This window comes from Pseudomonas sp. yb_2 (genome assembly GCF_043103905.1).
Classification (GTDB): domain Bacteria; phylum Pseudomonadota; class Gammaproteobacteria; order Pseudomonadales; family Pseudomonadaceae; genus Aquipseudomonas; species Aquipseudomonas alloputida.
In genome coordinates, this window is sequence record NZ_JBICKH010000010.1 from 1 (window position 1) to 24480 (window position 24480).

The following is a 24480-nucleotide window of genomic DNA, read 5'->3' on the forward strand; positions in this document are numbered from 1 at the left end:
AGCAACAGCAACAGCAACAGCAATAGCTACAGCAATAGGCAACGCTGGGGGAGGCACAGACAAAACCCTACAATCCGAGTAAAGTGCCGCCCCCGCCGTTTACAGCAAAAGGATCCCTTCCATGACACACCCTTTGGATATCGCCGTCGTCGGCGCCACCGGCAGCGTCGGTGAAGCCTTGGTGCAGATACTCGAAGAACTGGCATTCCCGGTTGCCACTCTGCACCTGCTGGCCAGCATGGAATCGGCGGGCAGCAGCGTGATGTTCGCTGGCAAGAAACTGAAGGTGCGCGAAGTCGACAGCTTCGACTTCGCCCAGGTCAAGCTGGCCTTCTTCGCCACCGGCGCCGCCGTCAGCCGCAGCTTTGCCGGCAAGGCGCTGCAGGCGGGCTGCACGGTCATCGACCTGTCCGGCGGCCTGGACGACGCCCTGGCCCTGGTGCCGGAAGCCAACGCCGAACGCCTGGCCAGCCTGTCGTTGCCAGCGCGTATCGTCAGCCCATGCTCGGCCGCAGTAGCCCTGGCCGTCGCGCTGGCGCCGCTCAAAGGCCTGCTGGACATCGAGCGGGTGCAAGTGATGGCCGCATTGGCGGTGTCTGCGCAAGGCCGTGAAGCGGTCAGCGAGCTCGCCCGGCAAACCGCCGAACTGCTCAATGCCCGCCCGCTGGAGTCGCGTTTCTTCGACCGCCAGGTGGCATTCAACCTGCTGGCCCAGGTCGGTGCTGCCGACGAGCAGGGCCATACTGCGCTGGAGCGCCGCCTGGTCAGCGAACTGCGCGTACTGCTGGGCCTGCCTGAACTGAAGATTTCCGTGAGCTGTGTTCAAGTCCCCGTGTTTTTCGGCGATAGCTTCAGTGTGGCCGTGCAAAGCCGTCGCCCGGTAGACCTGGCAGCGGTCAACCAGGCCCTGGAGGCAGCCGACAGCATCGAGCGGGTGGAAAACGATGATTATCCGACCCCGGTAGGTGACGCAGTGGGCCAAGACGTGGTCTATGTTGGACGTGTACGTCACGGTGTTGATGAAGACCAGCAACTCAATCTCTGGCTAACCACTGACAACGTGCGCAAAGGCGCCGCGCTCAATGCCGTGCAAGTGGCGCAATTGTTGATTAAACACATGCCGTAAAAGATACTGGCGAGCACTTTTGTCCTGCTCCGCATGCAGGTTTCGGGACGATTCATACAAGGGAAGAGGTCATGCTTCGAATTCGCAAACTGGTTCTGGCCATGGCTGCAGCATCCGCGCTGTCGTCTGGCATGGCGAATGCGCTGGGCCTGGGGGAGCTGACCCTGAAGTCGGCGCAGAATCAGCCACTGGACGCCGAGATCGAATTGCTCGACGTGCGCGACCTCAAAGCCGCCGAAGTGGCGCCGAGCCTGGCGCCACCGGAAGAGTTCAGCAAGGCCGGGGTGGCGTTTCCGACCTACCTCGAAGACCTGACCTTCACACCGGTGATCAACCCCAACGGCAAAAGTGTGCTGCGCGTGACCTCCAGTCAGCCGCTGCCAGGTCCGGTGGTCAAGTTCCTGGTGCAGGTGATGTGGCCGCAGGGCCGCCTGCTGCGTGACTATAGCGTGCTGCTCGACCAGGCCAAGGCACAGGGCGAACAGCCGGCGGCAGGCAATGTCACACCGGCCATCACCGGTGCCAGCAGCTACACCACCCAGCGTCGCGACACCTTGTGGCAGATTGCCGCGCGTAACACCCAGGGTGGATCGATCCAGCAGACCATGATCGCGATCCAGGCTTTGAACCCGGATGCCTTCATCGGCAACAACATCAACCAGCTGAAGGTTGGCCAGGTACTGCGCCTGCCCGACCAGCAGCAGATCCAGAGCATCGCCCAGGGCGAGGCGAACCGCGAGGTGGCCGAGCAGTATGCGGCCTGGCGTGAAGGCCGTCGCCTGGGACCGCGTGCCCGCCAGCTGGATGCCACTCGCCGTGGCGCCGCCGAGGCTGCACCGTCGCGTATCGCCCAGGGCGACAACCTGCGCCTGGTCAGCCCGGGCAACCAGGCCGGTGCAGGCCAGGCCAAGGCGTTGAATGACGAGCTGGCCATGGCCCAAGAAAGCCTGGACACCAGCCGTCGCGACAACGAAGAACTGAAAAGCCGCATGGCCGACCTGCAGAGCCAGCTGGACAAGCTGCAGCGCCTGATCGAGCTGAAGAACAACCAGTTGGCACGCCTGGAAGGCCAGGGCGCAGCCGCGTCGGCAGCGGCTGCCGATACCCCGGAGCAGCCCGTGGTCAATCCGGCACCTGCTGCTGCCGATACCGCACCCCAGCCTGTGCCGGACACCCAGCCAGCACCCGCCAGCCAGCCGAAGGGTGCGCTCGATTCGGTCCTGGGCAACCCGTGGCTTTTGGGGGTGATTGCCGGTTCCAGCATTCTGGTGCTGGCACTGCTGCTGTGGCTGCTGGCGCGCAAGCGCAAGGCCCAGCAGGAAGCCGAGAAGCACCTGCGCATGGCGCGGGCGCTGGAAGAAGAGCAGGGCGCAGGTTTCGACAGCGATACCGAGAGCTTCGACGGCGTCGAAGCCCCCGAGCCGGGTGTAACCCTGTCGCCGGCTGTGGTTGCCGCTTCGGCTGCAGCTGCCGTCGCTGCGGAAAAAGTGGCAGAACCGGTCGCCGAGGCAGCACCCGAGCCTGAACCACAAGCAGACCCGCACGCCGCGCTGCTGGCGCAAGTTGACCAATGCCTGGCCGAAGGCCGCCTTAATCGTGCTACCGAGCTGCTGGAGCCCGCCGTGGCCGCCGCGCCGGAGCGTGACGACCTGCGCCTGAAGCTGATGGACGTGTACGCCCGTCAGGGTGACCAGAGCGCGTTCGCTGAACAGGAGCGTCAGTTGCCGGCCAGCGAGCAGAACGTTGCTGAAGTCGCCAGCCTGAAAGAGCGTTACCCCGCCATGCTCGGCCTGGCCGCTGCCGGCCTGGGTGCGGCGGCGCTGGCTGCCGAAATGGATGAGCAGTACGTGCAAGAGCTGCTGCACGATGAGCCCGAAGCGCCAGTGGTTGCCGATGTGGTGCCTGACGAGTTGTCCGGGTTCGAGCCGCAAGAGCAGGTTGAGCCAGAGGTTGTCGCGCAAGCAGCGCCTGACGCTGAGCTGGACGCCTTCGATGATGTGCCAACGCTCGATGCAACGGACCTGGCCGAGCAGGATCTGGACAGCGCCTTCGACCTGAGCCTGGGTGAAGACCTGGCCGATCAAGACCCGCTGGCCGCGTCCGTGCTGGAAGAGCCGATCGCACAGGGGGGCGTACCCGACGAGCTGGTAATCGCTGAACCTGTGCTGGATGAGCCCGTACAGGAAGAAGCTCAGCCAGAAGAACAGCCCTTTGCCGTGGATGCCGAGCTGCAAGCCGACGCCGACGCTGATTTCGAGGCCATGCTGGCTCAGGCCGAGCCTCAGCCTGCCGTGGACCTGTCTGATTTCGACCTCGACGTCAGCGAGCCGGTTGCCCCGGCTGCCCCGGAGGCGCTGGAGCAAGATCCGCTGGATGTTGCGTCCGAACTGGCTGCCTTCGACAGCGAGCCGGAGTTTGACCCGGTCTCCGAGTTCGACCTGCCATCGGACTTCGACTTGTCCCTGTCGCTGGAAGACGATTCGCCGGCCGCAAAGAGCTTTGCCTCGGAGCTCAATGACGTCAACGCCGAGCTGGACAAGCTGTCGCAGAGCCTCGAAACGCCATCGCTGGAGCCGCATTTCACCAGTGAAGACGCGGTGGCGCAGCCAGAGCCCGAGCCTTTGGACGACCTGGACTTCGACTTCTTCTCCGGCAGTGACGAAGTCGCCACCAAGCTCGACCTGGCCCGTGCCTATATCGACATGGGTGACAGCCAGGGCGCGCGCGACATCCTCGACGAAGTGGTCAAGGATGGCGACGACAGCCAGCGTCAGGAAGCCGAGGACATGCTCTCCCGGCTGGTCTGATGCAAGCAGGTCAGGCCTCTTGGCGGGCTGACCGCGCCCGCGAAGAGGCCCGCGCATGCAGTGCGCAATCAGCGGCAGCCCTACGAGGCTGCCGTTGTCGTTATAATCCCCGCCATTCCGTACACCCCACAGGTTTCATGCTCTTGGACATCATCGACACCGCTACCGCCGAATCCGCGGCCGAAGGCTACTCCCGCATCGCCCTGGGCGTGGAATACAAAGGCGCGCGCTACCGCGGCTGGCAACGTCAGGCCAGCGGCGTGCCGAGTGTCCAGCAAGCCCTGGAGCAAGCGCTGTCCAAGGTCGCCAACGAGCCGATTTCGGTGGTCTGCGCCGGGCGTACCGACGCCGGCGTTCACGGCTGCGGGCAGGTCGTGCACTTCGATACCCGTGCCGTGCGTGACGAGCGCGCCTGGACCATGGGCACCAACTTCAACCTGCCGCACGACATCAGCGTGGTCTGGTCGCGGCCAATGCCGGCCGACTTTCATGCCCGCTTCAAGGCCTGCGCCCGGCGTTACCGCTATGTCATCTACAACGACCCGATTCGCCCGGCGCACCTGGCCGAAGAAGTGACCTGGAACCACCGTCCGCTGGACGTCGATCGCATGGCCGAGGCGGCGCAGTACCTGCTCGGTACCCACGACTTCAGCGCCTTCCGTGCCAGCCAGTGTCAGGCCAAGTCACCGATCAAGCACATCTACCACCTGCGTGTTACCCGCCATGGCCAGATGATCGTGCTGGACGTGCGTGCCACCGCCTTCCTGCACCACATGGTGCGTAACATTGCTGGTGTGCTGATGGCCATCGGCGCCGGCGAGCGTCCGGTTGCCTGGGCACGCGAGGTGCTGGAAGGGCGCAACCGCCGTGAAGGTGGGGTAACGGCCCACCCATACGGGCTTTACCTGGTGCAGGTGGAGTACCCCGAAGCGTTTGCGTTGCCCAAGCGTTACATCGGCCCACACTTTTTGAGTGGTTACGAGGCGTTGGCAGACTGACGAGCGAAAAGCCATTTGCTAACATCCGCCCTTTCGCCGCAACAATCAGGGTTCTTGTTCCATGAGCAATGTTCGCAGCAAGATCTGCGGGATTACCCGCATCGAAGACGCACTGGCCGCTGCCGAAGCGGGGGCCGATGCCATCGGCTTCGTCTTCTATGCCAAGAGCCCGCGGGCGGTGGACGTGCGCCAGGCGCGGGCGATCATTGCCGAGTTGCCGCCCTTCGTGACCACGGTCGGGCTGTTCGTCAATGCCTCGCGCTGCGAGCTGAACGAGATCCTCGAAGTGGTCCCGCTGGACCTGCTACAGTTTCACGGCGATGAAACCCCGCAGGACTGTGAAGGCTACCACCGCCCCTGGATCAAGGCCCTGCGTGTGCGCCCTGGCGATGACCTGGAGGCGGCCTGTCGGCTTTACGCGGGTGCCCGCGGCATTTTGCTCGACACCTATGTACCGGGCGTGCCAGGGGGAACCGGCGAGGCGTTCGACTGGTCATTGGTACCGGCGCGTCTTGGCAAGCCGATCATCCTTGCGGGCGGGCTGTCGGCCGATAACGTTGGCCAGGCCATTGCCCAGGTAAAGCCTTATGCGGTGGATGTCAGCGGTGGCGTGGAACAGGCCAAGGGCATCAAGGATGCGGCGAAGATCGAGGCCTTCATGCGTGCGGTGAAACAGGCTTGATGGCAGATGTGACGGCTGGCTGCGCGCCATCGTCCATAGCTTTCGCAGCCCTGCGGGCCGCATGCCAGCACCTGTGGCGGCAAAAAAACACATTAGCGGTGGAGTGGCGCGCTGGAAGCCCCGGCGGCCGGTCCACCATCGTTTCATAAAAGATTTTGAGCTCAAGGGCAGGGCAGGGCCGGTGACGCCGTCCCCCGCCTGCCAATACTGGAGAAAGAAAGCATGAGCAACTGGTTAGTCGACAAACTGATCCCTTCGATCATGCGTTCCGAGGTGAAAAAGAGCTCGGTGCCTGAGGGCCTGTGGCACAAGTGCCCGTCCTGCGAGGCCGTGCTGTATCGTCCGGAGCTGGAAAAGACCCTGGATGTCTGCCCCAAGTGCAATCACCACATGCGCATCGGCGCACGTGCGCGCATCGACATCTTCCTTGACGCCGAAGGCCGTGCCGAACTGGGCGCTGACCTGGAACCGGTCGACCGCCTGAAGTTCCGTGATGGCAAGAAGTACAAGGACCGCCTGACCGCTGCGCAGAAGCAGACTGGCGAAAAGGACGCGCTGATCTCCATGAGCGGCACCCTGATGGGCATGCCGATCGTGGTTAGCGCCTTTGAGTTCTCGTTCATGGGCGGCTCCATGGGTGCCATCGTCGGCGAGCGCTTCGTCCGTGCGGCCAACTATGCCCTGGAAAACCGCTGCCCAATGGTTTGCTTCTCCGCTTCGGGCGGTGCGCGCATGCAGGAAGCGCTGATCTCGCTGATGCAGATGGCCAAGACCTCTGCCGTGCTGGCGCGCCTGCGCGAAGAAGGCATCCCGTTCATCTCGGTACTGACCGACCCGGTGTATGGCGGTGTTTCCGCCAGCCTGGCGATGCTCGGCGACGTCATCGTCGGTGAGCCGAAGGCCCTGATTGGTTTCGCCGGTCCACGCGTGATCGAGCAGACCGTACGCGAGAAGCTGCCTGAAGGCTTCCAGCGCAGCGAGTTCCTGCTGGAGCACGGTGCCATCGACCTGATCATCTCCCGTGGCGAATTGCGCCCGCGTCTGGCCCGCCTGCTGGCGCAGATGACCGGTCAGCAAACGCCGGAAGAAGCGCGTGAGGCGGCTGCCGTCGCGTGATGAAACAACGATCCCTGGGCGAATGGCTCGCCTACCTCGAGCAGTTGCACCCCTCGGCCATCGACATGGGCCTGGAGCGGTCGCAGAAGGTGCTTGCCCGCTTGGCGCTGGGCAAGCTGGCGCCGCGCGTGGTGACGGTAACCGGCACCAACGGCAAGGGTTCGACCTGCGCCTTCGTGGCGTCGTTGCTGCGTGCCCAGGGGCTCAAGGTCGGTGTGTACAGTTCGCCGCACCTGCTACGTTACAACGAGCGGGTGGTGATCGATGGTCAAGAGGCCAGCGATGAGCGCCTGTGCGAAGCCTTCGCCGCCGTCGAGGTGGCGCGGGGCGATATTTCCCTGACCTACTTCGAGATGGGGACGTTGGCCGCGTTCTGGTTGTTCTACCAGTCGCAGCTCGATGCGGTGGTGCTGGAGGTGGGCCTGGGTGGCCGCCTGGATACCGTCAACGTAGTGGATGCCGACTTCGCCCTGGTGACCAGCATCGGTGTCGACCATGTTGATTACCTGGGTGATACCCGCGAGCTGGTGGCCTTCGAGAAGGCGGGCATCTTCCGCCCGGGCAAGCCGGCCCTGTGCGGTGATCTGGATCCGCCCGGGCCGTTGCTGGACAAGGCCGCCGAACTGGCCGCGCCACTGTTCCTGCGCGGTCGGGAATTCGACCTGGCCAGCGCCGATGGCTGCTGGAGCTGGCGTGGTACTGCCGCCGATGGCGCGCAGGTCGAGCTGCGTGACCTGCCTTTGCTTGACCTGCCCATGGAAAATGCCACGCTGGCCTTGCAGGCTTACCTGCTGATGGGGCTGCCGTGGAACGCGGCGCAAGTCCGCCAGGCGCTGCTGGATACCCGTATCACTGGGCGTCTCGACCTCCGTAATGTGAACTGGCAGGGCAAACCGGTAGCGTTGCTGCTGGATGTCGGGCACAACCCGCATGCGGCGCAGTACCTGGCCAGGCGCCTGGCGGCCCGGCCGCTGAAGGGGCGCCGCCTCGCGGTCTTTGGTCTGCTCGCCGACAAGGATCTGGAGGGCGTTATCGCGCCGCTGCAGGGCCTCATCGACGACTGGGCGGTGGCGCCGCTGGATACCCCGCGCAGTCGCCCGGCCGCAGAGCTGGCCTCGTCCTTGGCGAACCTCGGTGCCACGGTGAAGTCTTATGTCAGCGTCGACGCCGCCCTTGAAGGGCAATGTGCGCAGGCGACGGCGGATGATCAGATCCTGCTGTTCGGTTCGTTTTTCTGTGTCGCCCAGGCGCTGGAATGGCTGGAGCGGCACGCCCAGGAGGGTGGAATAGATGGCTGTGCTGGATAAAGGGATGAAACAGCGCATGGTGGGTGCGCTGGTGCTGGTGGCGCTGGCGGTTATCTTCCTGCCGATGCTGTTTACCCGCCAGGACGAGATGCGCCAGGTGCACGTCGAAGCCCCGCAGGCACCGGCCATGCCCAGCCTGCCGGAAGTGAAGGTGGAGCCGGTTGCCGTGCCGGAGCCACAGGTTATTGCGCAGGAGGCGCAGCAGGCGCCGGTGGTGATCGACGAGGCCACTGCGCCGGCGAGTACACCCAGCCAGCCAATCACCCCGTCGCCACAGACCCAGGCTCAGGTTCAGCCACCCAAGCCCCAGGCGCCCGCGCCCAGGGTGGAGGCCAAAGCTGCTGCAACACCAGCACCTGCCGCGCCATCGAAGATCGACGCCAATGGCCTGCCCGTCAGTTGGTCGATCCAGCTGGCCAGTCTGTCCAACCGCGCAGGAGCCGAAAAGCTGCAGCAAACCCTGCGTAGCCAGGGTTACAACGCCTATATCCGTACGGCGGGTGGCATGAACCGCGTTTACGTGGGGCCGTTGATCGAGCGCGCCGAGGCCGAGCGCGTGCGTGACGCCATCAACCGTCAGAACAGCCTCAAGGGCTTCGTGGTGCGCTTCCAGCCTGAGCGCAGCTGATTCCCCGGGGCGGCTAGGCCGCCCATTCGCGGGTGAGCCCGCGCCTGCAGGTACAGCGCCGCTGCAAGGCTCACCCAGAACCTGTCGGGGCGGGTTTGCCTGCCAATGGCCCAACACCAATCCAGCTGACATTCCGCTTACTCCCGGCCCTCTGCTCTGGTAAAATGCGCCGCCTCAAACGTCTGCAGGCAACACCGTGGCATTTACCTTGGTTGATTGGGCGATCATCGCGATCATCGCCGTCTCCACACTGATCAGTCTCAAGCGCGGCTTCGTCAAGGAGGCCTTGTCCTTGCTCATCTGGATCATTGCCGGTGCGGTTGCCTGGATGTTCGGCGGTTCGCTCTCGGTGTATCTTGAGAGCTATATCCAGACGCCATCGATGCGCATCATCGCTGGCTGCGCCATTCTTTTCGTCGCCACCTTGCTGGTGGGGGCCATGGTCAACTTCCTTGTCGGTGAGCTGATCCGCGTGACCGGGCTGTCCGGCACCGATCGTTTCCTGGGCATGGCCTTTGGCGCTGCGCGCGGGGCCTTGCTGGTAGTGGTGGCCATAGGCCTGATCAGCCTGGGGCCGGTTCAACAAGACACCTGGTGGCAGGAATCACGCCTGATACCACAATTTCTCTTGGTCGCCGACTGGTCGAAAAACCTGATTCTGGGTTTCACCGACCAATGGACGCCCAGTGGGCTGATCAGCACTCCGGCTGATCTTCCGTTCAAGGAACAGTTGCTCGGGCCGTCCAAGCCCTGAGCGCTATTCACTCAAGTTTCATCAAAGTAGGGGTTGCGTCGCATGTGTGGCATCGTCGGTATCGTCGGTAAGTCGAACGTCAATCAGGCGCTGTATGACGCGCTTACGGTCCTCCAGCACCGCGGCCAGGACGCTGCCGGTATCGTGACCAGCCATGACGGCCGGTTGTTCCTGCGCAAGGATAATGGCCTGGTGCGCGACGTGTTCCAGCAGCGCCACATGCAGCGCCTGGTTGGCAACATCGGTATCGGCCACGTGCGCTACCCGACTGCGGGCAGCTCGACCTCGGCCGAGGCCCAGCCGTTCTACGTCAACTCGCCTTACGGCATCACCCTGGCTCACAACGGCAACCTGACCAATGTCGAGCAGTTGGCCAAGGAGATCTACGAGTCCGACCTGCGCCACGTCAACACCAACTCCGACTCGGAAGTGCTGCTGAACGTGTTCGCCCATGAGCTGGCAGTGCGCGGCAAGCTGCAGCCGACCGAAGAAGACGTGTTCGCTGCGGTCTCCCATGTGCACAGCCGCTGCGTTGGCGGTTACGCCGTGGTGGCCATGATCACCGGCTACGGCATCGTCGGTTTCCGCGACCCCCATGGCATTCGCCCGGTGGTGTTCGGTCAGCGTCACACCGACGAAGGTGTGGAATACATGATCGCCTCGGAAAGCGTCGCCCTGGACGTGCTCGGCTTCACCCTGATCCGCGACCTGGCGCCGGGCGAAGCGGTGTACATCACCGAAGAAGGCCAGTTGTTCACCAAGCAGTGCGCCGAATCGCCAAAGTTGCAGCCGTGCATCTTCGAGCACGTCTACCTGGCGCGTCCGGACTCGATCATCGATGGGGTCTCGGTGTACAAGGCGCGTCTGCGCATGGGTGAAAAGCTGGCCGACAAGATCATGCGCGAGCGCCCCGATCATGATATCGACGTGGTCATCCCGATCCCGGATACCAGTCGTACTGCCGCGCTGGAACTGGCCAACCGGTTGGGCGTCAAGTTCCGCGAAGGTTTCGTCAAGAACCGTTACATCGGCCGTACCTTCATCATGCCCGGCCAGGCCGCGCGCAAGAAGTCGGTGCGTCAGAAGCTCAACGCCATCGAGCTGGAGTTCCGCGGCAAGAATGTGATGCTGGTGGACGACTCGATCGTGCGCGGCACCACCTGCAAGCAGATCATCCAGATGGCCCGCGAAGCCGGCGCCAAGAATGTATACTTCTGCTCCGCAGCGCCTGCAGTACGCTACCCCAACGTCTACGGCATCGACATGCCGAGTGTTCACGAACTGATCGCCCACAACCGCACCACCGAACAGGTGGGTGAGTTGATTGGCGCCGATTGGCTGGTCTATCAGGACCTGCCAGACCTGATCGACTCGGTCGGCGGCGGCAAGATCAAGATCGAGCAGTTCGATTGTGCGGTGTTCAACGGCGAGTACGTCACTGGCGATATCGACGAAGCCTACCTCGACCGCATCGAGCAGGCCCGTAACGACTTGGCCAAGGTCAAGAACCAGGCCGTCAGCGCGATCATCGACCTTTACAACAACTGATTTTGGGAGCGACGGCATGACGGATCAATGGGATGCCGGGCGACTGGACAGTGACCTCGAGGGTGTCGGTTTCGACACCCTGGCGGTACGCGCTGGCCAAAACCGTACCCCGGAAGGCGAGCACAGCGAAGCGCTGTTCCTGACCTCCAGCTATGTGTTCCGCACGGCAGCCGATGCTGCTGCGCGCTTTGCCGGCGAAACGCCGGGCAACGTCTACTCGCGCTACACCAACCCGTCGGTGCGTGCCTTTGAGGAGCGCCTGGCGGCCATGGAAGGTGCCGAACAGGCCGTGGGTACGTCCACCGGCATGGCGGCGATCCTGGCCGTGGTCATGTCGCTGTGCAGCGCCGGTGACCATGTGCTGGTGTCGCAGAGCGTATTCGGCTCCACCATCAGCCTGTTCGAGAAGTACTTCAAGCGCTTTGGTGTAGAAGTGGACTACGTGCCACTGGTCGACCTCACCGGTTGGGAAAAGGCCATCAAGGCCAACACCAAGCTGCTGATCGTCGAATCGCCCTCCAACCCGCTGGCCGAGTTGGTCGATATCACCGCGCTCAGCGAAATCGCCCATGCTCAGGGTGCCATGCTGGTGGTGGACAACTGTTTCAGTACCCCGGCGTTGCAGCAGCCGCTGAAGCTGGGTGCCGACATTGTGTTCCACTCGGCCACCAAGTTCATCGACGGCCAGGGCCGCTGCATGGGCGGTGTGGTTGCCGGCCGTACTGAGCAAATGAAAGAAGTGGTGGGTTTCCTGCGAACCGCAGGTCCAACCCTCAGCCCGTTCAACGCCTGGATCTTCACCAAGGGCCTGGAAACGCTGCGCCTGCGTATGCGTGCGCACTGCGAAAGCGCTCAGGCCCTGGCCGAATGGCTGGAGCAGCAGGACGGCGTGGAGAAGGTGCATTACGCCGGCCTGCCCAGCCACCCGCAGCACGAACTGGCCAAGCGCCAGATGAGCGGTTTTGGTGCAGTGGTCAGCTTTGAAGTCAAGGGGGGCAAAGAGGGCGCCTGGCGTTTCATCGACGCTACCCGAGTGATTTCCATCACGACCAACCTGGGTGACAGCAAAACCACCATCGCTCATCCGGCGACCACCTCACACGGTCGTCTGTCGCCGCAGGAGCGTGAAGCGGCTGGTATCCGCGACAGCCTGATCCGTGTTGCCGTGGGTCTGGAAGACGTGGCTGACCTGCAGGCTGACCTGGCGCGCGGGCTGGCGGCATTGTGATCGAAATCAGCGGCAGCACCCCGGGCCACAATGGCCGGGTAGCCTTGGTCACGGGCGCCGCCCGCGGCATCGGTCTGGGCATTGCCGCATGGCTGATCTGCGAAGGCTGGCAAGTGGTGCTGAGTGATCTGGACCGCCAGCGTGGTACCAAAGTGGCCAAGGCGTTGGGCGACAACGCCTGGTTCATCACCATGGACGTTGCCGACGAGGCCCAGGTCAGTGCCGGAGTGTCCGAAGTGCTCGGGCAGTTCGGCCGGCTGGACGCGCTGGTGTGCAATGCGGCCATTGCCAACCCGCACAACCAGACGCTGGAAAGCCTGAGCCTGGCACAATGGAACCGGGTGCTGGGGGTCAACCTCAGCGGCCCCATGCTGCTGGCCAAGCATTGTGCGCCGTACCTGCGTGCGCACAATGGCGCGATCGTCAACCTGACCTCTACCCGTGCTCGGCAGTCCGAACCCGACACCGAGGCTTACGCGGCAAGCAAGGGCGGCCTGGTGGCTTTGACCCATGCCCTGGCCATGAGCCTGGGCCCGGAGATTCGCGTCAATGCGGTGAGCCCGGGCTGGATCGATGCCCGTGATCCGTCGCAGCGCCGTGCCGAGCCGTTGAGCGAAGCTGACCATGCCCAGCATCCAACGGGCAGGGTAGGGACCGTGGAAGATGTCGCGGCCATGGTTGCCTGGTTGCTGTCACGCCAGGCGGCATTTGTCACCGGCCAGGAGTTTGTGGTCGATGGCGGCATGACCCGCAAGATGATCTATACCTGAGCACCTTGTTTAAACTGCGCCGGCCTCTTCGCGGGTAAACCCGCTCCAACAACGGTTAATGTCCGACTGTAGGAGCGGGTTTACCCGCGAAGAGGCCGGCACAGGCAATAACCTCACGTTGCCTTTTTGAAAAAAATTCAATGGGGCTATTGACTTAGCTTCGCCACCTGCGTAAATTTCGCGGCCTCAGCGAAGCAAACGCAACAAGCAACATCGCGAGGGTGATTAGCTCAGCCGGGAGAGCATCTGCCTTACAAGCAGAGGGTCGGCGGTTCGATCCCGTCATCACCCACCACTTCCTGAGATGTTCCTGGAGCTTCGGGTTCGCAAGAAGCCGATAGCCAGAGAGGAACGCACTGCGCAGCGGTAGTTCAGTCGGTTAGAATACCGGCCTGTCACGCCGGGGGTCGCGGGTTCGAGTCCCGTCCGCTGCGCCATTTTTCAGTAACAGATGGGTGCCTGGCACCGGTCTGAAGCCACAAGGCACATGCCTTGGGCTGATCCCAGTTTCAATCGGGCGCAAGCCTGAACGATACGCAGCGGTAGTTCAGTCGGTTAGAATACCGGCCTGTCACGCCGGGGGTCGCGGGTTCGAGTCCCGTCCGCTGCGCCATCTTCGTTTCAAGGTCCCTAGAACACCTTGAAGCAAACACAAGAGAAGCGATCGCGTTATCGCTTTTTTTGTGCCTGCCCTGAGGCCATCGCGCCGGAAGGGTAGACCCAGGTTTCAATCGGGCGCAAGCCTGAATGATACGCAGCGGTAGTTCAGTCGGTTAGAATACCGGCCTGTCACGCCGGGGGTCGCGGGTTCGAGTCCCGTCCGCTGCGCCATCTTCGCTTCAAGGCCCCATGAACGCCTTGACGCAACGTTAAAGCGACCTTCGGGTCGCTTTTTTCGTTGGTGCGCCTGACAAGTGCCTGCCTTTACCCAGATTTGCACCAACCTGACAGATTCTTCACCGACCAGCGGTTCCTGTGCCTGCCTGCTGTGTTGCACAATAGGCACTTTCCCGACATACCCGGAATTCGCAATGACCAGATCTTCCGTCTTTGGTGCGCTCGGGCTGGCCCTGGTGCTGGCGGGCGTGACCGGTTGTTCCTCAAAAAAAGCGGCCGTCTACGAGCACGAGAACTTCGATGACTCGGGTACCTTCTCGCGCAGCTTTCCGGTGAGCGATGCCGGCTCTTGCGAGGCCGCCCGGCGTGCTTTGCTCAGCCAGGGGTACATCATCACCAGCAGCGGCGCCAACCAGGTGGTGGGTAACAAGAGCTTTCAGCAAAACAGCGAGAACCACCTGCAGATCAGCTTCAATGTCACCTGTGCACCGGACGTGAGCGACGATCAGCGCTCGACCATGTTCGCCAACGCCCTCCAGGACCGCTATGCGCTGAAAAAGTCCAACACCTCCGCCAGCCTGGGTGTGGGGGTGCTGGGTTCGGTGTCAATGCCGATCGGCTCCAGTGACGACTCGATGGTCAAGGTAGCTAGCGAGACGGTGACCGCGGCGCAGTTCTATGACCGCTATTTTGCCTTGGTGGAGAGTTACCTGCCCAAGCCGAAGAAGGTCGAAAAGGCCAAGGTCGAGGCGCCCAAGGTGGAAAAGCCGGCGGTGGACCTGGGGCTGCCGGAGCAGGCGGCGGCGAACCCGGTGGCGCCGGCCCCGGCAGCTGCGCCGTTGGTTGACGCGGCGCCTGCACCTGCGCCGTTGGTTGACGCGACGCCTGCACCTGCGGGGGTAGCCCCGGCCAGCGAGGCGCCAGCGGCGCCGGTGGTGGATGACAGCCAGGGTTCGCAGCCTGTGGCCCCGCCGGCCGAAGCTGCACCCATTCAGGTGCAGCAGGATGCCCAGCCGGCCGAGGCCGCCGCCCCCTCCCTTTGATGGGTCGCCTGAACCGACCCTTTCGCCGGCAGCCCGCGAAAGGGCCGGTTCAGGCTGTAAACATCCCCTGTTACAGACGCCCCGCGATAACTTTCTGAACACCTGCTACGTTTACCACTCATAAGCTTGTCATCATCCCTTCATCCCACCTGCTTAGGCTGAAGGCGATACCTACAAAGGCAAAATGAGCAAAGAGGACGCAGGGCAATGGATGAATACCAGGAAGAACTACTCGAAACCCAGGCTTACGAACTGGACACCCCGGAACCGGCCGACGACGCCACCGAACTCTAGCTCGGCTGCCGCTGGCTGCGGCGGAACTCCCCCGGCGTGAGGCCCGTCCAGCGCTTGAATGCGCGCTGGAAGGCCTCGGCCGAAGCAAACCCCAACAGATAGGCAATCTCGCCAAAGGCCAGCGCCGTGTCACGGATGTAGGTCTCGGCCAGGTCGCGCCGGGTTTCGTTGAGCAGGTCGCGAAAGCGCGTGCCTTCCTCCGCGAGCTTGCGGCGCAAGGTCCAGCTTGGTAGCTGCAAGTGCAGCGCCACTTCTTCCAGGTCCGGTTCACGGCCGCCATTGAGCAGCGGGCCCAGCAGGTGGGTGATGCGCTCACCCAGACTGCGCACCCGCGTGCGCTGCAGCAGCTCTGCTTCGCACAACTGCAACAGGTGCTGCCAGGTACTCGGGCAATGCCCGGGGTTGGCCAGTTGCAAGGTAGCGCGGCTCAGACGCAGCTGATTGCCGTCGGCGGCGAACTGCACAGGCGTGCTGCAAAGCGGTTGATAGCGCGCGGCATAGGAGGGCGCGGCAAACTCGATCTCCAGGCGTTCGGCCTGCACCGGGGTGCCGGCCAGCTCGGCCAACTGGGCCAGCCAGCCGGCCAGCAGTGAGTCGACCACAAAGCGGTTGTAGTCGTTATAGGGGCTGATGGAATAGAAGCGCAGCCAGGCGCCCTGGGCATCTTCCTCAAAGCTGGAATGGCCGCGGTAGTTGGCCGCGTAAAGCGGCTCGAAACGCAGCAGGGTACGCGCGGCCTCGCCCAGGGTGGGGGCCTGGGCCGCAGTGACCCCGGCCAGGCCCGTATGCGCCAGCCGGCTGAGGCGCCCCATACGCAGACCTAAAGCGGCCTCACCGCTCATTTCGATGGCTGCGTGGCCCAGGTGCATGTAGCGGGGTATGGACAGGCGTGCGCCGGCTTCGCTCAGGCGGGTCGCGTCCAGGCCGTAGCGGCGCAGCAATGGTTCAGGGTCGTGGCCCAGCTCGCGCAGGGCTTCGCTCAAAGGCTGGACAAAACCAACCGACAGTTCGCCCAGGCGCACGCGGGGGCGGGCCATGGGTTTACAACCACACATTCAACAGGCGGGCGCCTGGGCTGGGGGGGCCGGCGAGCAACGCTCCCGACTGGCGAGCAAAGCCCTGGCCATCGCTGCCCTGTTCCCAGAACTGCCCGCGCATGAACACGCTCATGCTGCTGATGCCGGTTCCGGCCACTTCGGTCAGGCGTTGCCAAGCCGTCTGTTCACTGACTTCGCCGCGCTGCAAGGCCAGCCCGGCGCTGGCATCCTGATGGCGATTTCCCCGCCAGGGTGCTTGCCAACTGCCCTTGCCACTGAGAAACGCCGGGTTGGCGACCAGTTGTACGGCTTGTTCAGTCAGTTGCTGGTGGTTTTCCGGGTACCAGCTGTCACTGCCCACCAGTATCCCGAGGCGCCCGGCCGGGGTCTGCACGACCTGCAGCGGGTGCTGGCGGCCGTGGTGGACGTAGCGGCGCATTTCACTGTCGGGATATTGCTGGCGCTGGGGCTGCCCCAGTAGCGAGCCGTCTCCGGCAAACACCACACTGCTGTTGAACAGCGGGCCACGGCCGGTATGCAGTACGCCTTGTTTCACATAAGGTTCGGGCAGCACGATCGAACCGGCCACCAAGGTGACGCCAAATTCCCTGGCCAGGCCGCCGAACAGCTGCTGGTAGTCTGCGGCCATCTGCTCGGCCTTCATGCGCAAGTGCGCATCGGCGCGCCAGTCGTCGCCGTCAGCGCCAAGAACCGCGAGGCCATAGCGCAGCGGGTTGCTCAGTTCCAGCCATTGTCGGGCTTCGTGGCTTTGGGTGACTTGATACAGCTCGTTCTTCTCTCCGCGCGCCCACAGCCAGGTACCGATGTGTTCCGGCAGCACCACCACGGTGCGCGGGTTCACCAGGCCTTGGGCGCGGGCTTGCTCCAGATAGGCTGCGAGCTTGCGGTGCAGGCGTTGCAGGTTTTGATAGTCGCCGGGGTACAGCAGTGGTTCGACACCGAGCAGGTTGCCGTGCTCGCCCGGTACGCCATGGTTAAGCGCCAGTTCGATGCGCAGGTCGGACAGGTAGTGGCCTTCCGGGCGCTGTTGGGTCCAGAAGCCATAGCCGCAGAGGGCGGCGATCATCACCAGCGCCAGGGCGCTTGCCAGGAGTTTTCGCATCAAGCGTGGGTATTCGCTAAAAGTGGAGTGGCCATACGGAGCGATGCAGCCGCAATCTCGCGCCTTGTGATCGGTTTGAGCAGCGCACTGCATGGATCCATGCACAATCGACTTTTGATCATACCAAAGGAATGGCGATGGGCGTGCAACGAACCCCGGGCGTTGAGCCCGGGGTTGTGTTGGCAGGGTCAGGCGGCCAGCGTCGCCAGGGCGAGACGTTTGTCCTGGATGCAGAATTTCTCGAGCAACTTCAGCGAGCCACCGAATATCAGGGCACCGGAGTAGGTGATGTCGGTCAGGACAAAGGCATCCGGTTCACTGAATGGCCATTTGACCTGGTTCGCCGCCACTTTGACCATGGGCGCTATGGACGGAATGTTGTTGGTTACCCCACCCGCCACCACGCGCTCGATGATCACGTGGATGACGATGCTGACAATGGCCACCACCAACGCTGCGATGATGCCGACGATCAACGCCATCACCTTGCCGCCCACGCCACCCGCCACGGCGGTGGCCACGGCGGCAATTGCGCCCAGGATGGCTTCGGTGATGACCACCCAGGTGGCGATGTCTGTCGTGTTTTGGACATCCGGGTCTCCGACCATGGCATATACCATCACCTGTTCGCCCTTGTCGTTGACGCCCAGTTGCAGCGTCTGCTTGGTGACGATACGGGTATAGGCCACGACACCCGGTGAGATATCGGTGCGTACCTTGCATTCGGTGCGGATATAGGACTCGTCGAAGTTGATATCGAACTTTTCGGCCACGGGGTGATAGGTGATGGCTCCAAACTTGACGCTATCGAGCTTCAGGTCGTTGGCAGTGATGGACGTGCCCGCTGCATCCAGGGTGAAGTTGGCCTCGGTGGTACCCTCGAAGATGAACGGCAATGCCGCCAGCAACTGGTACTTGACGAAGATCTCCCGGCTGATGAGGAAGTTGGCATTGTTGTCCGCAGCCAGCATCACGGCAGGCAACTGGTTCGGCAATCCCGTGGAGTCACGCTCGTTGGTCATGGCCAGCACCCCGAAGATGCTGCTTTCCTCACTGTTCTTGTCGGTATAGGCATAGCTCATGGAGGTGGCCCGCAGCCATTTGAATTCCTCGCTTTCCTTGCCCATGTTGTTGATCAGTACGGTACTGAACAGGGTGTCGAACTTCTTCAGGTTCTCGGGCTGGTTCAGCCAGTCTTCGAGTACGCCGCGCATCACGCTCTGGTCAATGCCGCTCAAGACGTTGTTCGGGTCCCTCAGGGCAATCACCGCCGCGATCGGGTCATCCGGGTCCGTTGCCTGGGTGTTGACTTGCAGTTCATACGTGCCGTCTGAAGCCGATACTGGATTGGGCGCCGGGAAGTAGCTGAGCTTGACGTAGACATCCGCAGACATTCCCTGGACCTGGTAGGTTTTGCCGTTCAGGCCCTTGTATGTCCCTGAGCCGAAGGGGATGCGTACCTTGACGTTGCGCCCGTCGCCGCCGGTGGTAATCGACCAGGCGTCGAAGTCGGCCTTGAGCGAGAAGCTGTCGACCCCGGCGTCTATGCTGGCGGGGTAGGTTTTTTCCAGGGCGATGCGCTGGTTGAGCGCAGAGACCCGGCAGATGCTCACGGTATCCCAGCCATTGGTCGTGACCGTACTGGCCAGTGTTCCGGCATTGGTCAGTAGCTGCGCGGCGCGCAAGGTGTCTTCGGAACTGTGTACAAGCGCCGCGTTGCGGTACAGGGGCGATTCGCGCAGGGTCTGGCGCGCGGTTTCATTGAGGTGATCGAGGCGCAGCGAGATGGGTTGGGCAAACCCGGACAGCATGACCTTGCTTTCATTGCTCATGATACGGCTCCTTGTGTTGGTGGGGTCACACGTAGTTGATGACAAGGGCCTCGGCGAGGTAGCTCGACGAAGCGGTATGCGTGTCGTTGCTCCAGGACACGCAATCGATGGTGTCGGCCTTGACCGAGCCGCCACGCGCGGCGATGGCGCTGATCAGGTCATCGGAGATCACAGCGGCGACGATGTGGGTGATCAGGCTGACGATGGGCGAGAGCCAGGCCAGGTACCAGGGAATATGCACTTCCTTTCTGAAGTCGGACGATTGCTTGACGAAGTTGATGGTGTTGCCATCGAGCACCAGCTTCATCCTCAGCCAGCCGTTCCACTTCATGTCGATACCTGCGTGCAGGTCACAGTCGCCCTTATAGTCGACGGTGATGAAGTCACCGAGCATTCGTGCAGGGTTGCAACCGGCGAAGACAACGGGGGTGTACCAGATCGCCCCTGATTTGATGGCCTTCATGCGCAAGGTCGGTATGTTGACCATTTGCGTATTGTCGAAGCGGTAGTCCTGCGCCGTGGCCCCCTGGTAAAGCTGAAGCAGCCCGGGCAGTACCAGATGCTCCAGGACCATGCGTGGAGAAAGCACATAGCTCGACTGTCCACCCTGGCTGATACCCGACACATCGATATCCAGTGGCAGCCCACTGATGTCGCGTTCGGTACATACGGCCATGATCGCCAGGAAACCTGAATCGAGGTACGCATAGGTACATTTTCGCGGTCTGGCCCATTCCGGGGCAGTGGCTTTGCTGAAGTTGATGGTCGCGAAGGTATGGGTGAACTGTAGGGGATGCTCGACCAGGTAGTTGCAGATGCAGTCCAACACCACGGAGGCGAAAGGACCTAGCGAACCGTCGGGGTCTTGCAGGGTGATGCCGCGCAGCCAGCCGCCTTCGTCGCCCTGCAGGGGTTGAGTGGCTCCGGCCTTGTGCAGGAAGGCCGACTTCAACTGCACCTGGCCGTTGCCTTGTGGCAACAGCGACAGGGTGACCTCGATGATGGCAACCGCGCCGGCCAGCGAGCGGCTGGTGCCACTGGCCTCGAAAAAACCTGAGCGTATAGGCATGCGCAGGCGCAGCAAGCGACCGCCGCCACCGTTGATGACCGACCAGCAGTCGAACACCCCGTGGCAGGCGTAGCCTTCATCCGAGGTGTAGGAAAATTCGTGGTCGAGGCTGTTCCAGCTGGCTGCCAGGTCACTGTTCACGCTGTCCTGGCGAACGATGCTGATGGTGTCCCATCCTTTTGTCAGCATGAGCGAACCCTCCGGGCGCACTGAGTAGGCGCCACGTTCCATGGGTGGATGATCAAACGTGCTTGAAGAGTCTGGCAGAGCCGCGTTGTCTGGCAAATGCGCGGGGAGACTGTTTGGCGATCAAGCCAGGCGAACCTTATAGCGCTGAAGTTCTGGAGCCTTCCCGACAGTCGCTGCCTCTGCTGTTCATCACGATCATTAACTTGTCAGTTTTGATCATTGAGGCAATTCAAACGGCTGTTTAATGTCGCAGGCAGACAAACGACGGGGCCCGCCACCCAGTGAGGTGCCCGCATTCCGTGATCACGCCATCAGGGGACCTTTCCATGGCCGCCGACCGCTACCCGCACCTGCTTGCTCCGCTGGACCTGGGCTTTACCACCTTGCGCAACCGCACCCTGATGGGCTCGATGCACACCGGCCTCGAAGAGCGCCCAGGCGGCTTCGAGCGCATGGCCGCGTACTTTGCCGAGCGCGCCCGCGGTGGCGTTGGCCTGATGGTCACTGGCGGCATTGCGCCCAACGATGAAGGCGGGGTGTATTCCGGTGCGGCAAAGCTCAGCACCGAGGAAGAGGCCGACAAGCACCGCATCGTCACCGAGGCGGTGCACGCCGCCGGTGGCAAGATCTGCTTGCAGATCCTGCACGCCGGGCGCTACGCCTACAGCCCACGGCAGGTGGCACCTAGCGCGATCCAGGCGCCGATCAACCCGTTCAAGCCCAAAGAGCTGGATGAGGCGGGCATCGAGAAGCAGATCGCCGACTTCGTCAACTGCGCGGTACTGGCTCAGCGTGCAGGTTACGACGGCGTCGAAATCATGGGTTCGGAAGGCTACTTCATCAACCAGTTCCTCGCCGCGCACACCAACCACCGCACCGACCGCTGGGGCGGCAGTTATGAAAACCGCATGCGCCTGGCAGTGGAAATCGTCAGCCGGGTACGCGGTGCGGTAGGGCCTAACTTCATCATCATCTTCCGCCTGTCGATGCTCGACCTGGTCGAGGGGGGCAGCAGCTGGGACGAGATCGAGCTGCTGGCCAAGGCTATCGAGCAGGCCGGCGCGACCTTGATCAACACCGGAATCGGCTGGCACGAGGCGCGCATTCCGACCATCGCCACCAAGGTGCCGCGTGCGGCCTTCAGCAAAGTCACCGCCAAGTTGCGCGGCGTGGTGAGCATTCCGCTGATCACCACCAACCGCATCAACACCCCGGAAGTGGCCGAGGCAGTGCTGGCCGAGGGCGATGCGGACATGGTCTCGATGGCCCGACCGTTTCTCGCCGACCCGGACTTCGTCAACAAGGCCGCTGCCGGTCGTGCGGATGAAATCAACACCTGCATCGGCTGCAACCAGGCCTGCCTGGACCATACCTTCGGCGGCAAGCTGACCAGTTGCCTGGTCAACCCGCGGGCCTGCCACGAGACCGAACTCAACTACCTGCCTGTACGTACGGTGAAGCGCATTGCCGTGGTCGGCGCCGGCCCGGCTGGCCTGGCGGCGGCCACCGTGGCGGCCGAGCGGGGCCACGCGGTGACACTGTTTGACGCCGCCAGCGAAATCGGTGGCCAGTTCAACGTGGCCAAGCGGGTGCCGGGCAAGGAAGAATTCTTCGAAACGCTGCGTTACTTCCGCAACAAGGTCAAAAGCACGGGCGTCGACCTGCGCCTGAATACCCGCGTGGATGTGCAGGCACTGGTGGGCGGCGGCTTTGATGAAGTCATCCTGGCTACCGGCATCGCCCCGCGTACCCCGGACATCGCGGGCGTGGAGCATGCCAAGGTGCTCAGCTACCTGGACGTGCTGCTCGAGCGCAAGCCTGTGGGCAGGTCGGTGGCCGTGATTGGCGCGGGAGGTATCGGCTTCGATGTGTCCGAGTACCTGGTGCATCAGGGCGTGGCCACCAGTCAGGACCGAGCGGCATTCTGGAAAGAGTGGGGCATCGATACCCATCTTCAGGCGCGAGGTGGTGTGGCCGGGATCAAGGCCGAGCCGCATGCTCCGGCGCGGCAGGTGTACCTGTTGCAGCGCAAGAAATCCAAGGTGGGCGACGGGCTCGGCAAGACGACCGGCTGGATTCACCGCACCGGGTTGAAGAACAAGGGGGTGCAGATGCTTAACAGTGCCGAGTATCTGGGTATCGACGATGCCGGCCTGCACATTCGTGTGGACGGCGGCGAGCCGCAGGTGCTGGCGGTGGATAACGTGGTGATCTGTGCCGGGCAAGATCCGCTGCGCGAGCTGCAGGAAGGGCTGGTGGCGGCGGGGCAGTCGGTGCACCTGATCGGCGGCGCGGATGTGGCGGCCGAGCTGGATGCCAAGCGGGCGATCAACCAAGGCTCGCGGTTGGCGGCTGAGCTCTGAGGCCGTTGGGGCTACGTGAACCCGAAACCTGTGGGAGCGGGCATGCCCGCGAATTCGATGGCGGTGGCAACGGTGAACGGCGGGTGGAGATTGGCCAGCAGGTCCGGCCCTTTCGCGGGTGAACCCGCTCCTACGACGGTCTGTACCGGGCCGTCGATGCCTGTGTCGAACCACTGATGCGCGTCCACCCTGGCACTGTGATGCCTCGGCGGGGGCAGGTCATCGATTATAAGCGCTTGCGGGATTACCCTGTAAACTGCGATCCATGCATGTATTCGACCTCCCCCCAGCCCCCCTGCAGTTTCTGGACTTGCCCTGGCTGCGGCAAGCCCAGGTCCAGGCCGCCATTCTGCGCCTGGACCTGATCGACCCGCTGATCAGCGGCAACAAGTGGTTCAAACTACGCCACCACCTGCAACAGGCCGGCGCCAGCAATGCTCCAGGCCTGATCAGCCTCGGCGGTAACCATTCCAACCATCTGCACGCCTTGGCCGCTGCCGGCAAGCGCTTCGGCTTCGCCACCGTCGGCCTGTTACGCGGCCATGCCCAGGACACGCCAACCGTGCGTGACCTGCAGGCGCTGGGCATGGAACTGCATTGGCTAGGCTACGGCGGCTACCGTGCACGCAACGAACCCGGCTTCTGGGAACCTTGGCAAGCGCGCTACCCAGGCTGGCACTGTATCCCCGAAGGGGGCGGCGGGCTGGCCGGTGCGCAGGGCTGCGCGCTGATCATGCAGCAGGCGCGCGCGCAGATCGCGGGATTGGGCTGGTCGGACCATGACGCCTGGTGGCTGGCTGCCGGAACGGGGACTACCTTGGCCGGCCTTGTACTGGCCGAGGCGGGTGCACATGCCGTGCATGGCGCGCTGGCAGTGCCCAGGGATCATGGGGTGCCGGAGACGGTGGCAGCACTGGCCGGCACGCACGGCTACCAGCTACACGACGCCTGCCGTGGCGGTTTCGGGAAATTCGACAATGAGCTACTGACGTTCATCGCCGACTGCGAGCAGCGCACTGGCGTGCCGCTCGAAGCCCTCTATACCGGCAAGGCTCTGCTGGCCTTGCGTGATCAGGTCGCTGCCGGGCTGTTCAAGCCCGGCAGCCGCCTGATCTTCGTACACACGGGTGGCCTGCAGGGGCGACGCGGTTACTTGTAAGGCAGCATGCGCAACAGCGTGTTGTCGCGCTGCACATAGTGATGGTACAGCCCGGCCAGTGCATGCAGGCCGATCAGCCAGTAGCCCCAGCTGCCAATACGCTCATGCCAACCTTTGATGAACTTGGCCTGGTCCGGGTTCGGGCCGATCAGATGGGGCAGCTCCAGGCCAAAGAACGGCACCGGTTTGTCGGCGGCACTGAGGATCAGCCAGCCGGCCAGCGGCAGGCCGATCATCATCAGGTACAGTGCCAGGTGCATCAGGTGCGCCAGGCCGGTCTGCCAGGCCGGTGGTTTGGGCACGATGGGCGGAGTCGGGCGGCTCAGGCGCATGGCCAGGCGCAGCCAGACCAGCACGAACACGCTGAGCCCGAGCATGAAGTGCAGGTCTTTCATCAGGTTGCGTTCGGCGCTGTCCTTGGGGAACAGGCCACGCAGTTCGATGAGTGCATAGACAGCGGCCAGCAGCACCAGCATCAGCCAATGCAGGGCGATGGACAGGCGCGCGTAATGGGTCGCGGGGTTGGATGAAACCATGATCGGTCCTCGTCATCAGGTCGGAAAGGCGCTC

19 protein-coding genes and 4 tRNA genes are annotated in these 24480 nt (G+C 63.2%); 18 read left to right on the forward strand and 5 right to left on the reverse strand.

Annotation, left to right across the window (positions count from 1 at the left end; all coding sequences use genetic code 11):
• The first annotated feature begins 121 nt into the window (after nucleotides 1–121).
• The 16 genes from ACF8FB_RS02430 (at nucleotide 122) to ACF8FB_RS02505 (ending at nucleotide 14844) form a co-directional block, all read left to right on the forward strand.
• Nucleotides 122–1126: an aspartate-semialdehyde dehydrogenase gene (locus ACF8FB_RS02430; RefSeq protein ID WP_392509977.1), complete on the forward strand. Its 1005-nt coding sequence runs from the start codon at nucleotides 122–124 to the stop codon at nucleotides 1124–1126.
• Between the two features lie 71 nt (nucleotides 1127–1197).
• Nucleotides 1198–3933, forward strand: a complete 2736-nt coding sequence (locus tag ACF8FB_RS02435) for a FimV/HubP family polar landmark protein (protein WP_392509976.1) — start codon at nucleotides 1198–1200, stop codon at nucleotides 3931–3933.
• A 137-nt stretch (nucleotides 3934–4070) separates the two neighbouring features.
• Complete coding sequence (gene truA / locus ACF8FB_RS02440; RefSeq protein WP_014754042.1) at nucleotides 4071–4931, forward strand: tRNA pseudouridine(38-40) synthase TruA; 861 nt, start codon at nucleotides 4071–4073, stop codon at nucleotides 4929–4931.
• Nucleotides 4932–4992: 61 nt separating this feature from the next.
• Complete coding sequence (locus ACF8FB_RS02445; protein ID WP_010953008.1) at nucleotides 4993–5613, forward strand: phosphoribosylanthranilate isomerase; 621 nt, start codon at nucleotides 4993–4995, stop codon at nucleotides 5611–5613.
• A 222-nt stretch (nucleotides 5614–5835) separates the two neighbouring features.
• Complete coding sequence (accD, locus tag ACF8FB_RS02450) at nucleotides 5836–6729, forward strand: acetyl-CoA carboxylase, carboxyltransferase subunit beta (protein ID WP_004574892.1); 894 nt, start codon at nucleotides 5836–5838, stop codon at nucleotides 6727–6729.
• Nucleotides 6729–8036, forward strand: coding sequence for a bifunctional tetrahydrofolate synthase/dihydrofolate synthase (folC, locus tag ACF8FB_RS02455; RefSeq protein WP_392509975.1), 1308 nt, complete (start codon nucleotides 6729–6731; stop codon nucleotides 8034–8036). The genes accD and folC overlap by 1 nt, the downstream gene beginning before the upstream one ends.
• The gene (locus ACF8FB_RS02460; RefSeq protein ID WP_392509974.1) at nucleotides 8020–8664 is read left to right on the forward strand and encodes an SPOR domain-containing protein; all 645 of its coding nucleotides are present in this window, start codon (nucleotides 8020–8022) and stop codon (nucleotides 8662–8664) included. Before folC ends, ACF8FB_RS02460 begins: the two co-directional genes overlap by 17 nt.
• Nucleotides 8665–8860: 196 nt before the next feature.
• On the forward strand, nucleotides 8861–9418 hold the full coding sequence (locus tag ACF8FB_RS02465; RefSeq protein ID WP_010953011.1) for a CvpA family protein: 558 nt from the start codon (nucleotides 8861–8863) through the stop codon (nucleotides 9416–9418).
• 42 nt (nucleotides 9419–9460) lie between these two features.
• Complete coding sequence (gene purF, locus ACF8FB_RS02470) at nucleotides 9461–10966, forward strand: amidophosphoribosyltransferase (RefSeq protein WP_003247207.1); 1506 nt, start codon at nucleotides 9461–9463, stop codon at nucleotides 10964–10966.
• Nucleotides 10967–10982: 16 nt separating this feature from the next.
• The gene (locus ACF8FB_RS02475) at nucleotides 10983–12194 is read left to right on the forward strand and encodes an O-succinylhomoserine sulfhydrylase (RefSeq protein WP_010953012.1); all 1212 of its coding nucleotides are present in this window, start codon (nucleotides 10983–10985) and stop codon (nucleotides 12192–12194) included.
• On the forward strand, nucleotides 12191–12964 hold the full coding sequence (locus ACF8FB_RS02480; protein WP_010953013.1) for an SDR family oxidoreductase: 774 nt from the start codon (nucleotides 12191–12193) through the stop codon (nucleotides 12962–12964). Before ACF8FB_RS02475 ends, ACF8FB_RS02480 begins: the two co-directional genes overlap by 4 nt.
• Before the next feature lie 219 nt (nucleotides 12965–13183).
• A tRNA-Val gene (locus ACF8FB_RS02485) sits at nucleotides 13184–13259 on the forward strand.
• 65 nt (nucleotides 13260–13324) lie between these two features.
• Nucleotides 13325–13401: transfer RNA gene (locus ACF8FB_RS02490), tRNA-Asp, on the forward strand.
• Nucleotides 13402–13500: 99 nt separating this feature from the next.
• A tRNA-Asp gene (locus ACF8FB_RS02495) sits at nucleotides 13501–13577 on the forward strand.
• Between the two features lie 141 nt (nucleotides 13578–13718).
• Nucleotides 13719–13795: transfer RNA gene (locus ACF8FB_RS02500), tRNA-Asp, on the forward strand.
• A 200-nt stretch (nucleotides 13796–13995) separates the two neighbouring features.
• Nucleotides 13996–14844, forward strand: coding sequence for a DUF2242 domain-containing protein (locus tag ACF8FB_RS02505; protein ID WP_392509973.1), 849 nt, complete (start codon nucleotides 13996–13998; stop codon nucleotides 14842–14844).
• A 290-nt stretch (nucleotides 14845–15134) separates the two neighbouring features.
• Here ACF8FB_RS02505 and ACF8FB_RS02510 read toward each other — a convergent pair whose 3' ends face one another.
• The 4 genes from ACF8FB_RS02510 to ACF8FB_RS02525 form a co-directional block, all read right to left on the reverse strand.
• Entirely contained in the window at nucleotides 15135–16175 is a 1041-nt protein-coding gene (locus tag ACF8FB_RS02510; protein WP_350297531.1) for an AraC family transcriptional regulator, read from the reverse strand.
• 4 nt (nucleotides 16176–16179) lie between these two features.
• Nucleotides 16180–17298, reverse strand: a complete 1119-nt coding sequence (locus ACF8FB_RS02515) for a nitrilase-related carbon-nitrogen hydrolase (RefSeq protein ID WP_010953016.1) — start codon at nucleotides 17296–17298, stop codon at nucleotides 16180–16182.
• Between the two features lie 188 nt (nucleotides 17299–17486).
• Nucleotides 17487–19130, reverse strand: a complete 1644-nt coding sequence (locus ACF8FB_RS02520) for a TULIP family P47-like protein (protein WP_392509972.1) — start codon at nucleotides 19128–19130, stop codon at nucleotides 17487–17489.
• A 25-nt stretch (nucleotides 19131–19155) separates the two neighbouring features.
• Complete coding sequence (locus ACF8FB_RS02525) at nucleotides 19156–20388, reverse strand: TULIP family P47-like protein (protein ID WP_392509971.1); 1233 nt, start codon at nucleotides 20386–20388, stop codon at nucleotides 19156–19158.
• A gap of 326 nt (nucleotides 20389–20714) precedes the next feature.
• Between ACF8FB_RS02525 and ACF8FB_RS02530 the strand changes: the two genes are divergently transcribed.
• Both ACF8FB_RS02530 and ACF8FB_RS02535 read left to right on the forward strand, forming a co-directional pair.
• A complete protein-coding gene (locus ACF8FB_RS02530; RefSeq protein WP_392510973.1) occupies nucleotides 20715–22751 on the forward strand; it encodes an FAD-dependent oxidoreductase in 2037 nt (678 codons plus the stop codon).
• 265 nt (nucleotides 22752–23016) lie between these two features.
• Nucleotides 23017–23910, forward strand: coding sequence for a 1-aminocyclopropane-1-carboxylate deaminase/D-cysteine desulfhydrase (locus tag ACF8FB_RS02535; protein WP_392509969.1), 894 nt, complete (start codon nucleotides 23017–23019; stop codon nucleotides 23908–23910).
• On the opposite strand, the gene ACF8FB_RS02540 is transcribed toward ACF8FB_RS02535, so the two are convergent.
• A complete protein-coding gene (locus ACF8FB_RS02540; RefSeq protein ID WP_021784071.1) occupies nucleotides 23901–24446 on the reverse strand; it encodes a cytochrome b in 546 nt (181 codons plus the stop codon). The two genes, ACF8FB_RS02535 and ACF8FB_RS02540, sit on opposite strands and share 10 nt — an antisense overlap.
• Nucleotides 24447–24480 lie beyond the last annotated feature (34 nt).

Excerpts from the sequence above, each read along its gene's own strand:
- ACF8FB_RS02430 (WP_392509977.1), top strand. The coding sequence starts at position 122 with ATGACACACCCTTTGGATATCGCCGTCGTCGGCGCCACCGGCAGCGTC.
- ACF8FB_RS02435 (WP_392509976.1), top strand. The coding sequence starts at position 1,198 with ATGCTTCGAATTCGCAAACTGGTTCTGGCCATGGCTGCAGCATCCGCG.
- truA (WP_014754042.1), top strand. The coding sequence starts at position 4,071 with ATGCTCTTGGACATCATCGACACCGCTACCGCCGAATCCGCGGCCGAA.
- ACF8FB_RS02445 (WP_010953008.1), top strand. The coding sequence starts at position 4,993 with ATGAGCAATGTTCGCAGCAAGATCTGCGGGATTACCCGCATCGAAGAC.
- accD (WP_004574892.1), top strand. The coding sequence starts at position 5,836 with ATGAGCAACTGGTTAGTCGACAAACTGATCCCTTCGATCATGCGTTCC.
- folC (WP_392509975.1), top strand. The coding sequence starts at position 6,729 with ATGAAACAACGATCCCTGGGCGAATGGCTCGCCTACCTCGAGCAGTTG.
- ACF8FB_RS02460 (WP_392509974.1), top strand. The coding sequence starts at position 8,020 with ATGGCTGTGCTGGATAAAGGGATGAAACAGCGCATGGTGGGTGCGCTG.
- purF (WP_003247207.1), top strand. The coding sequence starts at position 9,461 with ATGTGTGGCATCGTCGGTATCGTCGGTAAGTCGAACGTCAATCAGGCG.
- ACF8FB_RS02475 (WP_010953012.1), top strand. The coding sequence starts at position 10,983 with ATGACGGATCAATGGGATGCCGGGCGACTGGACAGTGACCTCGAGGGT.
- ACF8FB_RS02505 (WP_392509973.1), top strand. The coding sequence starts at position 13,996 with ATGACCAGATCTTCCGTCTTTGGTGCGCTCGGGCTGGCCCTGGTGCTG.
- ACF8FB_RS02510 (WP_350297531.1), bottom strand. The coding sequence starts at position 16,175 with ATGGCCCGCCCCCGCGTGCGCCTGGGCGAACTGTCGGTTGGTTTTGTC.
- ACF8FB_RS02515 (WP_010953016.1), bottom strand. The coding sequence starts at position 17,298 with ATGCGAAAACTCCTGGCAAGCGCCCTGGCGCTGGTGATGATCGCCGCC.
- ACF8FB_RS02520 (WP_392509972.1), bottom strand. The coding sequence starts at position 19,130 with ATGAGCAATGAAAGCAAGGTCATGCTGTCCGGGTTTGCCCAACCCATC.
- ACF8FB_RS02525 (WP_392509971.1), bottom strand. The coding sequence starts at position 20,388 with ATGCTGACAAAAGGATGGGACACCATCAGCATCGTTCGCCAGGACAGC.
- ACF8FB_RS02530 (WP_392510973.1), top strand. The coding sequence starts at position 20,715 with ATGGCCGCCGACCGCTACCCGCACCTGCTTGCTCCGCTGGACCTGGGC.
- ACF8FB_RS02535 (WP_392509969.1), top strand. The coding sequence starts at position 23,017 with ATGCATGTATTCGACCTCCCCCCAGCCCCCCTGCAGTTTCTGGACTTG.
- ACF8FB_RS02540 (WP_021784071.1), bottom strand. The coding sequence starts at position 24,446 with ATGGTTTCATCCAACCCCGCGACCCATTACGCGCGCCTGTCCATCGCC.